This window comes from Brevundimonas sp. SL130, assembly GCF_026625805.1.
Classification (GTDB): Bacteria; Pseudomonadota; Alphaproteobacteria; order Caulobacterales; family Caulobacteraceae; genus Brevundimonas.
In genome coordinates this window covers 227571-241751 of the sequence record NZ_CP113064.1, presented here as the reverse complement: position 1 = coordinate 241751, position 14181 = coordinate 227571, and the positions used below count along the sequence as shown (strand labels likewise).

Annotated in this window: 13 protein-coding genes; 4 read left to right on the top strand and 9 right to left on the bottom strand. The window is 67.1% G+C overall.

The genetic code is table 11. The features are described 5' to 3' along the window. Positions 1-22: 22 nt before the first annotated feature. The 7 genes from OU998_RS01130 to OU998_RS01100 are packed head-to-tail and all read right to left on the bottom strand — an operon-like array spanning position 23 to position 4871. Positions 23-508, bottom strand: coding sequence for a Fur family transcriptional regulator (locus OU998_RS01130; protein WP_267515020.1), 486 nt, complete (start codon positions 506-508; stop codon positions 23-25). A gap of 27 nt (positions 509-535) precedes the next feature. Beyond that, positions 536-979 carry a ribosomal protein S18-alanine N-acetyltransferase gene (gene rimI / locus OU998_RS01125; protein WP_267515019.1) on the bottom strand — a complete coding sequence of 148 codons (444 nt, stop codon included), beginning with the start codon at positions 977-979 and terminating at the stop codon, positions 536-538. Next, positions 976-1656, bottom strand: a complete 681-nt coding sequence (tsaB, locus tag OU998_RS01120; RefSeq protein WP_267515018.1) for a tRNA (adenosine(37)-N6)-threonylcarbamoyltransferase complex dimerization subunit type 1 TsaB — start codon at positions 1654-1656, stop codon at positions 976-978. The genes rimI and tsaB overlap by 4 nt, the downstream gene beginning before the upstream one ends. A gap of 9 nt (positions 1657-1665) precedes the next feature. Then, on the bottom strand, positions 1666-2073 hold the full coding sequence (locus OU998_RS01115; protein WP_267515017.1) for a helix-turn-helix domain-containing protein: 408 nt from the start codon (positions 2071-2073) through the stop codon (positions 1666-1668). A gap of 45 nt (positions 2074-2118) precedes the next feature. Next, complete coding sequence (locus tag OU998_RS01110; protein WP_267515016.1) at positions 2119-2712, bottom strand: helix-turn-helix domain-containing protein; 594 nt, start codon at positions 2710-2712, stop codon at positions 2119-2121. Positions 2713-2772: 60 nt separating this feature from the next. Next, positions 2773-3330: a NifU family protein gene (locus OU998_RS01105; protein WP_267515015.1), complete on the bottom strand. Its 558-nt coding sequence runs from the start codon at positions 3328-3330 to the stop codon at positions 2773-2775. Positions 3331-3368: 38 nt separating this feature from the next. Continuing rightward, the gene (locus OU998_RS01100; protein WP_267515014.1) at positions 3369-4871 is read right to left on the bottom strand and encodes a helicase HerA-like domain-containing protein; all 1503 of its coding nucleotides are present in this window, start codon (positions 4869-4871) and stop codon (positions 3369-3371) included. 110 nt (positions 4872-4981) lie between these two features. On the opposite strand from OU998_RS01100, the gene OU998_RS01095 reads away from it, so the two are divergent. Further along, positions 4982-6112, top strand: coding sequence for an AI-2E family transporter (locus tag OU998_RS01095; protein WP_267515013.1), 1131 nt, complete (start codon positions 4982-4984; stop codon positions 6110-6112). A 239-nt stretch (positions 6113-6351) separates the two neighbouring features. Here the strand turns inward: OU998_RS01095 and OU998_RS01090 are convergent. Continuing rightward, a protein-coding gene (locus tag OU998_RS01090) for an IS630 family transposase (protein WP_267515012.1) occupies positions 6352-7294 on the bottom strand; the annotation gives its coding sequence in 2 pieces (ribosomal slippage) (positions 6352-6957 and positions 6959-7294; 942 coding nt in all). A gap of 207 nt (positions 7295-7501) precedes the next feature. Here OU998_RS01090 and OU998_RS01085 point away from each other — a divergent pair. Both OU998_RS01085 and OU998_RS01080 read left to right on the top strand, forming a co-directional pair. Beyond that, on the top strand, positions 7502-12373 hold the full coding sequence (locus OU998_RS01085; RefSeq protein ID WP_267515011.1) for an NAD-glutamate dehydrogenase: 4872 nt from the start codon (positions 7502-7504) through the stop codon (positions 12371-12373). 55 nt (positions 12374-12428) lie between these two features. After that, a complete protein-coding gene (locus tag OU998_RS01080; protein WP_267515010.1) occupies positions 12429-12896 on the top strand; it encodes a universal stress protein in 468 nt (155 codons plus the stop codon). Between the two features lie 163 nt (positions 12897-13059). Here the strand turns inward: OU998_RS01080 and OU998_RS01075 are convergent, their stop codons facing one another. Then, on the bottom strand, positions 13060-13557 hold the full coding sequence (locus OU998_RS01075; RefSeq protein ID WP_267515009.1) for a MarR family winged helix-turn-helix transcriptional regulator: 498 nt from the start codon (positions 13555-13557) through the stop codon (positions 13060-13062). Between the two features lie 119 nt (positions 13558-13676). Here OU998_RS01075 and OU998_RS01070 point away from each other — a divergent pair, with 119 nt between their 5' ends. Then, positions 13677-14102 carry an organic hydroperoxide resistance protein gene (locus OU998_RS01070; RefSeq protein WP_267515008.1) on the top strand — a complete coding sequence of 142 codons (426 nt, stop codon included), beginning with the start codon at positions 13677-13679 and terminating at the stop codon, positions 14100-14102. The last annotated feature ends 79 nt before the right edge of the window (positions 14103-14181 follow it).

Here is a 14181-nt window from a genome sequence, read left to right as displayed (position 1 = left end):
TCCACGACGACAAGACCGAGGTTCAGCCCGCATCCACATCGGCGGGGGCGACCCGGGCGGCGTGGCGCTTGAAGATCAGGCCTTCGCGCTTGGACGGTTCCGCGCCTTCGATCGGCACGCCGTACAGTTCAAGCTTGTGGCCGATGAGTTCAAAGCCCAGCCGTTCGGCGATTTCGGTCTTCAGCTTCTCGATCTCGGCGTCGAAGAATTCGATCACCTCGCCGGTCTTGGTGTCGATCAGATGGTCGTGATGATCGTCGCCCGCCTCTTCATAGCGGCTGCGCCCATCGCCGAAGTCGTGCTTCTCGACCACGCCCGCCTCTTCAAACAGGCGCACGGTGCGATAGACGGTGGCGATCGAAATGTGCGGATCGATCGACGACGCGCGGCGATACAGCTCCTCCACATCGGGGTGATCCTCGGCGTTGGACAGCACGCGGGCGATCACCCGACGCTGTTCGGTCATACGCATGCCGCGGTCGGCGCTGAGTTTTTCGATCCGGTCCATAAACCTAGAATAGGGGTTTGGATCGCTTCAGGGAAGCGCCGCCTCGCCTGGATTTTTCGCCATGTCCAAACCCAACACCAGGGCGTCGGTTCGAGCGCCGTCCGGAGCGGCGTAATAGGCCTTGCGACGACCGATCTGGCGAAAGCCGGCGCGGTCATAAAGGGCGCGCGCGGCCGTATTGTCTTCCGCCACTTCCAGAAACAGGCGCGCAGCGCCGGCCCGGGCGGCGGCCAGAGCCCCCTGCCCTGTCAGACGCCCGCCCAAACCCGCTCGCCGCGCCTCGGGTCGAACCGCCAGGGTCAGAATCTCGGCCTCGTCCAGCACGACGCGTATGAGGATAAAGCCGTCCGGCTCGACCACGGCGAAGACCCCCGCCTGATTCAGCAGATCCGCAAATTCCGCCTCGCTCCACGGCGCGGCGAAAGCCTGGGCGTGAAGTCGCGCCAGGATGGCCGGATCGACCGAGGTCATGGGGCAGGTTGACGCGGCTGGCCCGGCAGGCGGCTGGGCGGGGTGGCGTCCGGCGCGCGAAGATACAGGGGCCGGGGCGGATGGGTCTCCGGATCGGCCGCGCGGACCAGGCGGGCCAGAGCCTCGGGCGCCGGGGCCACGCGGGGGTCGATCGAGGCGAAGCTCAGATCAGGAATGGCCTCGACCAAAACGGCGACGCCGTTGCCGACCAGCCGGACGCCTTCGCCCTGAGCGGTGATACGCCGCGCCGCCTCGTCCAGCGGCAAGGCTTCGTCAGGACCAATGGCTAGGCCCTGGCTGAACAATTTGGCATAGACCTGCCCCCGGCGCGCGTCGATCAGGGCGGCGACCGGCGCATCGGCCCCCTCAAGCGACGCCGCCAGCCCGTCCAGCGTCGAGATCCCGACCACCGGTCGATCCACGGCCGCCCCCAGCCCCTGGGCGAAGGCCAGCCCCACCCGTAAACCGGTGAAGGAACCGGGCCCGACGGTGACGCCGATACGGTCCAGATCGCCATAAGCCCCGCCGGCTTCGGCCATGACGTCCCGCACCAGCCCTCCCAGCCGCTCCTGATGGCCCTTGGTCATGGGCTCGAACCGGACGGCCAGGGGTCGCTCGTCCTCAAACACCGCAGCCGTGCAGGCGCCGAGCGCCGTATCGATCACCAGAAGTCTCATGCCTGCCTTCTAGGCGGCTCGCGCAAGAACCTCCACCAGTCGTGTCAGGGCGCGTCGGACCGCCTGATCCTCGATCCGGGAAAAACCCTTGGCCATCGCCCGGCCTTCCGGCGTTTGCGAGATGGTCCGCATCAGGGACAGCTCCGCATTATGGGCGTCCTCGGGGCGTTCCGGGAAGAAGGCTTCGACCGGAAGGCCGAGCGCCAAGGCCAGATGATGCAGGCGCGCCGCCGAAATCCGGTTCTGGCCCCCTTCGTACTTCTGCACCTGCTGGCAGCTGACGCCGACCAGTTCGGCCAGGGCGGTCTGGGACAGGCCGAGGGCCGTGCGCCGCGAGGCGATCCGGGCGCCGACTTCGACGTCCAGGGGTTCGACCGCGCGGGCGGTTTTGCGGGAAAGGGCGGGCGTCCTGTTCATGAAGCGAAGATTACACAACCCATGCGGGCATGCAACCTTTTCGTTTCATGGTTCGTGTCGGGCGATCACGGCTGACAGCCGCGTCACATGCCGCCGGCGTATGATTTCAGAACCCTCGAGAGATCCGACGCCCCGAACATGGATCGAGTCCGCGTCGGACCGTTCAAACAGGCGGGGCCGCAGGGCGCCGTCAGCCATCTCCACGACGCAGCCCTGACCGGGGCGCGGCGCCAGTCCGGGCTGATATTCAAGAAGGACGCCCTTTCCTGCCCAGGGCGACAAGGCGTCGTCGCGGACCTCCAGTCGTTTCGACCCGACGCCGGCCCCGTCGAAGTCGCGACCTCGGCTCTCCAAACCCGTTGCCGACGAAGCAGCCCGCCCCGCATCGGCCTCGCCCAGGATCAAGGCCCGGATCAAGGCCAAGGCCTCCGGCGTCGCATCCAGGGCGCCGGTCAGACGCCGCTGAACATCGGGACGGAACAGACCCGGTCGGCGGCCGGATTCATACAGGCCCCACCCCTGACTGGTCATGTCCAGGCGCGATCCGGCCTCGGCCTGAGACAGGCCGCGCTCGCGACGCAGGGCGGCCAGGGCCTCGCCCAGGCGAAGAGCTTCAGGATCAGGAACGAAACGCGGCATGTCGCACCCAAGATGGCGCCCCGACGCACGTGTGGCGAGAACGAAAAACGCCTCAGGCGATCAGAGGGTTTGCTCGACCCGCGTCACTTCCGGCACATAGTGGCGCATCATCTGTTCGACGCCCGCTTTCAGAGTGGCCGAAGACGACGGACAGCCGGAACAGGCGCCGCGCATCCGCAGGCTCAGCACCCCGGTCGCCTCGTCGAAGGAATCGAACAGGATGTCCCCGCCGTCCTGGGCCACGGCCGGGCGAATGCGGCTGTCCAGCAGGGCCTTGATCTCGGCGACGATCTCGCTGTCGTCTTCCGCATGGCCCTCGACTTCGGCGCCTTCGCGGGTCAGGGGGCGGCCGGAAACGAAATGATCCATGATCACGCCCAGGATCGGCGCCTTCATCTCTGACCAGTCCGGTCCGCGCTCGGTGCGCGTCACCGACACATAGTCGGCGCCGAAGAAGACGCCGTCGACGCCTTCGAGTTCGAACAGGGCTTCGGCCAGAGGCGAGGCGGCGGCTTCGTCTATGGTGCGATAATCCAGCACCGAGAGCGGCGAGACATCGCGGCCCGGCAGGAATTTCAGCACGTTCGGGTTGGGCGTGGGTTCGGTCTGGATGAACATGAGCGGCAGATGCGCACGCAGCTGTCAGGTTGCAAGCCTTAACGGCGTCTCAGCCCGCCCAGAACGCCACGCAAAAGTTCGCGGGTGATAGTGGATCCGGCCGTTCGCAACACCGACTTGGTCAGGGCCTCCATCGGCGTCTGCCGGCTGGAGGCGCGAGCCCGGGAGGCCGGCGCAGGCCGAGCCCTTGCCCTGGCGCGGTCCTTTTCCGCCGCTTCATCCACCCTGGCCTGGGCTTCAGCCTGATCGGCAGCGGCGTGACGCGCCGCGAGGATTTCCTCGGCCGACTCGCGGTTCAGCGCCTGTTCGTAGCGGCCCCGCGCCGGACTGGCGGCGATGACGGAGGCGCGCTCGGCCTCGGTCGCCGGTCCCAGGCGCGAGGCGGGCGGCCGTATCCAGGTGCGGGCGACGACGGTGGGCGCGCCCTTCTCGTCCAGCACCGAAACCAGGGCCTCGCCCACGCCCAGGGCCTGAATGGCCTCGGCGGTGTCGAAGTCGGGATTGGCGCGGAAACTCTGGGCCGCAGCCTTCAGCCCCTTCTGCTCGGACGGCGTATAGGCGCGCAGCGCGTGCTGGATGCGATTGCCCAGCTGGGCCAGGACGCTGTCGGGAATATCGGCCGGGTTCTGGGTGACGAAATAGACGCCCACCCCCTTGGACCGGATCAGCCGCACCACCTGTTCGACCTTTTCCAGCAGGGCGCGCGGCGCGTCGTTGAACAGCAGATGGGCCTCGTCGAAGAAGAAGACCAGGCGCGGCTTTTCCGGGTCGCCGACCTCCGGCAGCTGTTCGAACAGTTCCGACAGCAGCCAGAGCAGGAAGGCCGCATACAGGCGCGGACTGTTCATCAGCCGGGTGGAATCCAGCACATTGACCTGACCCCGCCCGTCCAGGCCGGTGCGGATCATGTCCTCCAGCTTGAGCGCCGGCTCGCCGAAGAAGGCCGATCCCCCCTGCTGTTCGAGTTGAAGCAGGGCGCGCTGGATGGCGGCGATCGAGGCGGGGGCGACATTGCCCACCTCGCGTCCGATCCGTTCCGCGTTCTCTCCGACATAGGCCAGCAGACTGCGCAGGTCGGCGAGGTCCAGCAGCAGCAGGCCCTCCTGGTCGGCAATATGGAAGACTACCGTCATCACGCCTTCCTGGACCTCATTCAGGTCCAGCATCCGCGACATCAGTACAGGACCGATCTCGGACACAGTGGTGCGGATCGGGTGTCCCTTCTGGCCGTACAGGTCCCAGAACACCGTCGGCGCGGCGCGGGGCGTCAGGGTCAGGCCCATCTCGGCGGCGCGGGCGAGCAGTTTCTCGTTCGGGGCGCCGAGCTGTGAAATCCCCGACAGGTCGCCCTTCACATCGGCGCAGAAGACCGGCGTCCCGGCGTCAGAGAACCCCTGGGCCATGATCTGCAGGGTCACGGTCTTGCCGGTTCCAGTCGCGCCCGCGATCACGCCGTGCCGGTTCGCCCGGTGAAACAGCAGGGTTTCCGGCTGAGCGGCGTCAGACTGACCGAGAAAAAGACCCGAGGGGGCGTCAGACATCGATAGGTCTCCAGAGGGATGACAAAGGTCTAGCGCAGACGCGCAATGGCCGGAACCGCCCTAGTCGGCGCGTGTTGACGCCGCTCGATGCGCCGCCGACAAGGATCGCCATGAAGAGTCCCATCACAATGCAGGCGTCGGCCGTGTCACGAAACGCCGCCGCCCTGATCGCGACCGTTGCGGCGGGCGCCGCCATATACTGGCTTCGGGACATACTGACGCCGCTGGCCATGGCCCTGTTCCTGCTGATCATGATCGACGGGGTGAAGCGGTCGGTGGCCGCCCGGACCCCGCTGAACGACCGCTGGGCCGGGGTCGCCGCCCTGATCCTGGTCGTTCTGGCCTTCTTCGCCTCCATCGCCATCATCGTGAACGGGGCGGCGGGCTTCTTCGGCGAGGCCTCGGGCGTGTTCCAGAACATCGGGCCGCGCATCGATCAGATCATCCGCGACGTCTACGGCATGGCTCGCCTGAACAATCCGCCGACGGCCCAGGAGCTGATCAACGGCGTCGACATCCGCGGCTATGTCGCCTCGGTCGCCATGCAGGCCCAGGGGATCGCCTCCGGCGCCTTCTTCGTCATGGTCTATCTGGGCTTTCTGCTGGCGTCGCAGATCGGATTCCGGCGCAAGATCGTCGCCATGTTCCCGCAAAAGGCCCAACGCGATGAGGCGGTCGCAGTGTTCGAACGGGTGCGCGGCGGGGTTGAGGGCTATATCTGGGTCCAGACCGTCACCGGGGCCATGATCTGTCTGGCGGCCTGGATCCTGATGCGGGCCGTGGGCCTTCAGAACGCCGAGTTCTGGACCTTCGTCATCTTCATTGTCGGCTTCATCCCCGTGTTGGGCGGAGCGGTGGCGGGACTGGCGCCCCCCCTGTTCGCCCTGGTGCAGTTCCCCAGCTATTGGCCCGCCCTGATCCTGCTGGTCGGACTTCAGACCATTCTCTTCATCGTCGGCAATCTGGTTCAGCCGCGCATGCAAGGGGACAACCAGAACATCGATCCGGTCGTGGTCCTGCTGGCCCTGGCCTTCTGGGGCAAGCTGTGGGGCGTGGTGGGCATGTTCCTATCGACCCCCTTGGCCGTCATGGCTATGGCGATCCTGGCCGAATTCCAGGGTTCGCGGTGGATGGCGATCCTCCTGTCCGGCGACGGCGCGCCCTATGCCGACGAAGGCAGACGGAAGGACAAGAGCCGAAACGACGCCTCAACGAAGAAGACCGCCGAAACAGAGGCCTGACCCCTGCGGCGCCACGCCGCGCTAAAAGCCGCACTGGCGGCCCTTGAACCGGCCGAAAGGCTTCCCATTTTCCTTATCGACGCTGCGGGACATTCCCCTCCGAACCGCAGCGAAGCGACCGACGCACCCCCCCCCTCGCGTCGGTTCGCGCAGGCCGCCGAGTTCCCCCGCTCGGCGGCCTTCTCGTTTTTGCGGCGCAAAAGTCTTCCAACCTGAATAGGGTTTAGAGCGTGATTCCTTCACACGGAACCGTATCCTGAGTTGACGAGGTAGTTCGCACATTCGGCGGGGCTGAAGAGGTTGATGATCTCTCCGGCCTTTCGCCACGTGGCTTCAATGGTTCTGGGCTGGGCGTTGCGCATGAGGTGTTTGAGCTTGGCGAAGACCTGTTCGATGGGGTTCAGGTCGGGGGAGTAAGGGGGCAGGAAGATCATGTGTGCGCCTTTGGCCCTGACAGCGGCGCGGGCGGCCTTGCCCTTGTGACTGCCGAGGTTGTCGAGGACGACGACGTCGCCAGGCGACAGGGTCGGCGCCAGTATTTTCTCGATGTAGACGAGGAAGATCGCGCCGTTGATCGGACCATCGATAACCCAGGGCGCGTCGATCCGGTCATGGCGCAGGGCGGCGATGAAGGTCAGGGTTTTCCAGTGACCGAAGGGCGAGTGGCCCTTCAAGCGTCGCCCCCTCGGCCCCCAGCCGCGCAAGGGCGCCATGTTGGTCTTGACCCAGGTCTCGTCCAGGAACACCAGTCGCGACGGGTCGATCCGCCCCTGATGCGCCTTCCAGCGTGCGCGGCGGCGCGCGACGTCAGGCCGGGCCTGCTCCTCAGGCAGCAGTGTTTTTTTTGAAGCTCAGTCCTTCAGCGTGCACGAACACCCACACCGCTCGAGGGCCGGTCTTGATCCCGCGCGCGGCAAGTTCGGCCGTCAGTCCTCTGAGCGTGAACGGCCCTGAGGCGATGCGGGTGCGCAGCCATTCGGCGCAGTCTCCTGACAGCGTGCGAGGCTTGTGGCCGCCGACCTGGCCCGGCGCCACCGAACCTGTCTCTCCAACTCGCTTCGTCCACTTGGACACGCAAGACGGACTGATCCGAAGCGCCGCCGCGATCTCCCGGTGTGTCTCGCCCTCCGCCTTACGCGCCAACGCTCGCTCACGAAGATCCATCGAATAAGGAGCCGTCATCCGGGCTGGCCTCCCATCCAGCACGAACGTTGAATCAGATCACCGCAAACTTGGGAATCCCGATTCCGTCAAAGCGAGCCATGCTCTAGAAGACTCTTCGGTCTTCAGGGGCTTCACGAGCGACCAGACCTGGCCTAGTCAGCGATGTGACGCGCAGTCGCGCGCCCGCCCCAGCGGCCAAGGCCGCGTCGCCCGAGACCTTTGTCCATGACCGCCCTCGATCTGCGCCCCGCCCCGGTTCAGCCGATCTCTCCGGCCGCCCTGGAAGCTTCCTTCGCGCGGATTATGGGGACACCTCCGGGCAAGACCGAACAATCCTTCCTGGCCCAGGCCCACGAAGACTACGCCGCCGACGAAACGCCCGAGCTGGATGGCGAGGATCTGGCCGCCCTGTTGGCGGCCTCCTGGCGTGCGGCGAAGGATTATCCCGCTGGATCGGCGCCCCTGATCACCGTGGGGCCGCTGGCCGGCGCCGACGGTCAGGCCCTGGACTATGATCTGGTCCGCATCATCCAGACGGACGCCCCCTTCCTGGTCGACAGCGTCATGGGCGCCCTGGCCGAGGCCGGGGTGTCGGTGCGCGCCCTGTTTCACCCCGTGGTGGAGCTGGAGGGACGTCGACTGTCCGTGATCATGCTGGTCATCGACGGCGCGCCGCAGGAAAGACGCGACGCCCTGGGCGAAGGCCTGGCGGAATGCCTGTCCGACGTCCACGCCGCCGTCGCCGACCACGAGGCCATGACCGGCCTGATGCGCCAGGCCCTGCTGCGACTGCAAGAGACGCCGCCGAAGGTCGATCCTGCGGTCCTGACCGAGAACATCGCCTTCCTGAAATGGCTGAAGAGCGACCATTTCGTCTTCCTGGGCGTCCGCGACTACGACTATCCCCTGAACGCCAAGGGCGATTATGAGGCCGAGGCCCCCCTGGGCCAGTCGAGCGCCGGTCTGGGCATTCTGGCCGATCCCGAGCGCACCGTGCTGCGCCGCGCCTCCGAACCGGCCGTGCTGACGCGCCAGATGCGCCGTCAGCTGGACCTGAGCGAACCGGTCACCGTGGCCAAGGCCAACGCAAGGTCACGTGTCCACCGCCGCGCCTACATGGACTATGTCGGGGTCAAGCGTTACGGCCCGGACGGCAAGGCGACGGGCGAGACCCGGTTCGTGGGCCTGTTCACCTCGGACGCCTATGACCAGCTGGCGACCGAGACCCCGCTGATCCGTCGCAAGGTGGCCAATGTCCTGGCGCGCGCGGACAAGGCGCCGGGCAGCCACAACGAGAAGCGGCTGCGCAACATCCTCGAGAACTATCCGCGCGACGAGCTGTTCCAGATCGGCGAGGACGAGTTGCTGTCCATCGCCCTGGGCATCCTCCACCTGTATGACCGTCCGCGCATCCGGCTGTTCTCGCGCCAGGATCCGTTCGACCGGTTCGTTTCGGTGCTGTGCTTCATACCGCGCGAGAAGTTCGACGCGGCGGTGCGCGAGCGCATCGGCCAGATCGTCGCCCGGGCCTGGGGCGGCCGGATCTCGGCCTGGTATCCGCAACTGTCCGACGCGCCCCTGGTGCGGGTTCACTTCATCATCGGCGTGACGCCGGGCGATCACCCGGTCCCCGATGCGGCCCAGCTGGAACACGACGTGGCCGAGGCCGGCCGGGGCTGGGTCGAACGGTTCGAGAGCGCCCTGCGCCGCGCCGATGTGGCGGATGTCGAGGTCGGGCCATTGAGCACCCGCTGGGCCCGCGCCTTCGGCCCCGCCTATCGCGACCGCTATGACGCCGACGAGGCCGCGATCGATCTGGGCGAGATGAACCGGCTGAACGCGACCGGAGAGGTCGGCGCCGGGGAATCTGTGGCGGTCCGCGCCTTCCGCAACGCCGAGGACAGCCGGCTGCAATTCCGGTTCAAACTCTATCGTCGCGGCCCCTCGGTTCCCCTGTCCGACGTCCTGCCGATCATGGCCGACATGGGTCTGAAGACCCTGGAGGAATACGGCTATCCGATCCGACCGCTGGGCGAGGAGGAGATCCACGTCCACGAGTTCCTGATGGAGGATCCACGCGGCGAGGAACTGGTCTTCGCCGATGTGAAGGGGCCGTTCGAACGCGCCTTCGCCGCCGTCTGGAACGGGCGCACCGAGAGCGACGGCTTCAATCGCCTGGTCATCGAGCTGGGCATTGAATGGCGCGAGGCCGCCCTGATCCGCGCCCTGGCCCGCTATCGCCAGCAGACCGGGCTGGATCCGTCACAGGCGGTGCAGGAAGAGGCCCTGCAAGAATATCCCGACGTGTCCCGCGCCCTGCTGTCCCTGTTCAAGGCGAAGTTCGACCCGGTCGATGGCGCGGTGGAAACCCGCGAGGCGGCGGTCGCCGCGCTGAACACCAAGATCACCGGCCTGCTACAGGACGTAAAGAGCCTGGATCACGACAAGGCGCTGCGCCGCATCGCCGCCCTGGTCGGGTCGATCAAGCGCACCAACTACTTCCAGCTGGACCACGACGGCCTGCCCAAGCCGCACATCTCGATCAAGATCGCCTCGCGCGAGCTCGAGGATCTGCCGCTGCCCAAGCCCTATCGCGAGATCTTCGTCTGGGCGCCCCATGTCGAGGGGGTTCACCTGCGCTTCGGTCCCGTGGCGCGGGGCGGCCTGCGCTGGTCGGATCGTCGCGACGACTTCCGCACCGAGGTGCTGGGCCTGGTCAAGGCGCAGCAGGTCAAGAACGCGGTCATCGTGCCCGTCGGGTCCAAGGGCGGCTTCTATCCCAAGCAACTGCCCCGGACGACGGACCGCGAGGCCATTCAGGGCGAGGCCATCCGCGCCTATCGCACCTTCCTGTCCGGCCTGCTGGACATCACCGACAACATCGCCGCCGACGGGTCGGTGACGCGCCCGGCCCATGTCGTGGCCTGGGAGCAGGACGATCCCTATCTGGTCGTCGCCGCCGACAAGGGCACGGCGACCTTCTCGGACATCGCCAACGGGGTGTCGGCGGCCTATGGCTTCTGGCTGGGCGACGCCTTCGCCAGCGGCGGCTCGATCGGCTATGACCACAAGGCCATGGGCATCACGGCGCGCGGCGCCTGGGAAGCGGTCAAGCGCCACTTCCGCGAGATCGGTCCGCGTGACAAGGTCTGGGACATCCAGACCGAGCCCTTCACCATGGTGGGCGTCGGCGACATGTCGGGCGACGTCTTCGGCAATGGCGCGCTGCTGTCCAAGGCGACCAAGCTGATCGCCGCCTTCGATCACCGCGACATCTTCATCGACCCGACCCCCGACCCGGCCGCTGGCTGGAGCGAGCGCAAGCGGTTGTTCGACCTGCCCCGCTCGTCCTGGCAGGACTATGACAAGGCATTGATCTCAAAGGGCGGCGGCGTCTTCTCGCGTTCGGCCAAGTCGATCCAGCTGACCCCTGAGATCAAGGCCGCTCTGGATGTCAGCGACGATCAGCTGGACCCCGCCAGCCTGATCCGCGCCATCCTGAAGGCGCCGGCGGACCTGCTGTATCTGGGCGGCATCGGCACCTATGTGAAGTCGGCCGCCGAGACCGACGCCCAGGTTGGCGACAAGGGCACGGACGCGCTGCGGATCAACGCCGACGAGCTGCGGGTCAAGGTGGTGGGGGAAGGGGCCAATCTGGGCTTCACCCAGGCCGGGCGGATCGTCTTCGCCCAGGGCGGCGGCCGGATGAACACCGACGCCATCGACAACTCGGCCGGGGTCGACACCTCGGACCACGAGGTCAACATCAAGATCCTGGTCGGGTCGGCCGTGACCAACGGGGTGCTGAAGCCTGACGAACGGACGCCGCTGCTGGCCTCCATGACCGAGGAAGTCGGTCTGAAGGTGCTGGCCCACAACTATGACCAGACCCTGGCCCTGACCCTGCAACAGGCGGAAGGGGCAGGGGCGCTGGACGCCCAGCAGCGGTTCATGCTGGCCCTGTCGGCGCGCGGCAAGCTGGACCGCAAGGTCGAGGGCCTGCCGGGCGACGCCCGGGTCAAGGAGATGATGGCGGCCGGAATCCCGCTGGCCCGGCCCGAGCTGGCGGTGCTGACCGCCTATGCCAAGCTGGAGCTGTCGGAAGAGATCGTCGCGTCCCAGGCGCCGGAGGATCCCTTCTTCGAACAGATCCTGGTCCGCTACTTCCCGCAGGCCCTGGCCCGGTTCGAGCCGCAGATGAAGAGCCACAGGCTGCGGCGCGAGATCATCGCCACCGTTCTGGCCAACGAGGTCGTCAACATGTGCGGCCCGACCTTCCCGGAACGGTTGCGCGGTTCGGCCGAGTGCGACACCACCGCCCTGATCATCGCCTTCGAGGCGGCGCGGCGCGTCTTCCGTCTGGACGAGGCCTGGGACGCGGTCTCGGCCCTGGACCGGACGATCTCGGCCGAGGCCCAGCTCGACCTGTATCGCGAGATCGCTGTGGTCCTGCGCCGCCAGACCTTCTGGCTGGCCCGACGCGCCAAGGCCGGGGTCTCGGTCCAGGCGCTGATCGACCGCTATCGACCGACCGCCGACGCGCTTCAGGCCGAGGGGGCGCCCGTGCTGTCGCGCTTCGAACAGGCCCGCCTGGAACACCGGGTCGAGGCCTTCGCCCAACATGGCGCGCCGGAGGATCTGACACGACGGATCGGCATCATGCGGCCGCTGGTCGCCGCCTCCGACATCGGCGATCTGGCCCAGGAGACGGGCTGGCCCGTCGGGGCCATGGCCCGGCTGTATCACCAGGTCGGGGCCGCCTTCGACTTCGACCGACTGCGGGCGGCGGCGGGGTCGATCCCGTCGGCGGACCATTTCGACCGGCTGGCGGTGCGCCGTCTGATCGAGGACCTGATGAACGAGCAGGCGACCCTGACGCGGGCCGTGGCGCGGGCGTCGGACCCGTCGGTGGGCGTCAGCGAGGACGCCGCCGAGGGCGCCGTCGACGCCTGGATCGGATCGAAACAGGCGGTGGTCGAGGGGGTCCGCGCCTCGGTTGACGAGATCGAACAGTCGGGCTCGGGCTGGACCTTCGCCAAGCTGACCATCGCCAATGCGACGATCCGCGATCTGGCCACGGCGGCGGTGCAGGCTTGACGGCGGCCCCGTCTCACCGCCTCTTCGGCCGATAAGAACAGGCGGGGAGGCCGGTATGCCGAGAAAGTTCCTGGTCGTCGTGGACGACAGCCCCGAGTTCGAGGCCGCGTTGCGGTTCGCCTGTCGGCGGGCGCGCTCGACCGGGGGGCGGGTGGTGATGCTGCGCGTCATGCCCTCCAACAGCGACGCCCACTGGTCGGGCGTGCGCGAGGAGATCGAGCGTCAGCAGCGCGAAGAGGCCGAGGTCCTGCTGAACCGGCTGGGCGAAGAGGCGCTGGAGCGATCCGGCGCGGCGCCGATCTTCCTGATCGAGACGGGCGAGGCCCAGGCCGCGATCAAGAAGGTGGTCGGCGACGATCCCAACATCAAGATCCTGGTCCTGGCCGCCGGCAGCGGCTCGCGCGGTCCGGGGCCCCTGGTCTCGGCCATCATCAAACAGGGGGCCCAGCTGGGCGGGCGAAAACTGCCGGTCACCATCGTGCCCGGCGAACTGACCGAGGCCGAGATCGAGGACCTGGCCTGAAGGCCGAAATTGCACTCCACGCCCGAAAACGGTGCAATATGCAATTTCAGACGCCGGCGATGTCAAAGACCTGAAGCCTTTTTAGTCCAGTCGGGAAGTCAGGCGCGCTGATTGCGGTTTTTCTGACCCAGGTGGCTGAATCCTAAGGCTTCTTACTGCAGAATTAGGCGTGCTGGCCGTCGTCTTCCATCGCTTGAGCGCCGAGACGTAGCTGGTTGCGGAGCTTCGCCAGACCGTCGCGCAATTGCACCATGGTCTCCGGCGTCAGATCAGTGCGCTCCATCACGGCCTGGGCCAGACATCCGGCGTCAACGGCGAGGGCGCGGCCATTATCGGTCAGGCGGACCCGAACCACCCGTTCGTCGGCGGCGTCGCGGGCGCGCGTGACCAGGTCGGCGGCCTCCAGACGCTTGATCAGCGGGGTCAGGGTGTTGGATTCCAGAAACAGCCGCTCGCCCAGCCGGCCGACGGTCTGGTCGTCCTCGCGCCACAACAGGCTCAGCACCAGGAACTGCGGATAGGTGAGCCCCATCCGGTCCAGCATCGGCTTGTAGAAGCGACTGAAGGCCAGGCTGGCGGAATAGGCCGCGAAACAGAGCATGTCATCGACGGCGAAGGGCGTCTGGAGGTCGGGCGCAGGGGCGGGGGCGGGGGTGCTCATCGGTCAATAATAATCGCGCGCGATTTAATCGCAAGCTTGACGACCCGAGAGGCGCGACCTAAATCATCGTTCGCGATTAGATCGCACACGATATTTATTTATCCCAAGGGAGATCCGTCATGTCCATCACTGTCCTGTACCGCACCGCCGCCGTCGCCACCGGAGGCCGTGACGGCCGCGTCGCCACCGCCGACGGCGCGCTGGACCTGGCCCTGGGCATGCCCAAGGAACTGGGCGGCGCCGGCAAGGGCAATAATCCGGAACAGCTGTTCGCCGCCGGCTATGCGGCCTGTTTCCTCAGCGCCCTGAAGCTGGTGGCGACGCAAAAAGGCCAGGGGCAGGCCGTGTCCGAGGCGACGATCAAGGCCACGGTCGGCATCGGGCCGCGCAGCGACAAGGGGTTCGGCCTGGAGGTCGAGCTGGAAGCCAGCCTGCCGGGCGTGGATCATGCGACGGCTCTGACCTTGGTGGAGGAGGCGGATACGGTCTGTCCCTATTCGCACGCGGTGCGGGGCAATATCTCGGTCAAGCTGACGGTGGCGTGACGGCTCAGGCGCGGCCCTTCTCCCATTGGGAGAAGGTGGCCCGCAGGGCCGGATGAGGGCCCGCCGGTGGGCCAATTCG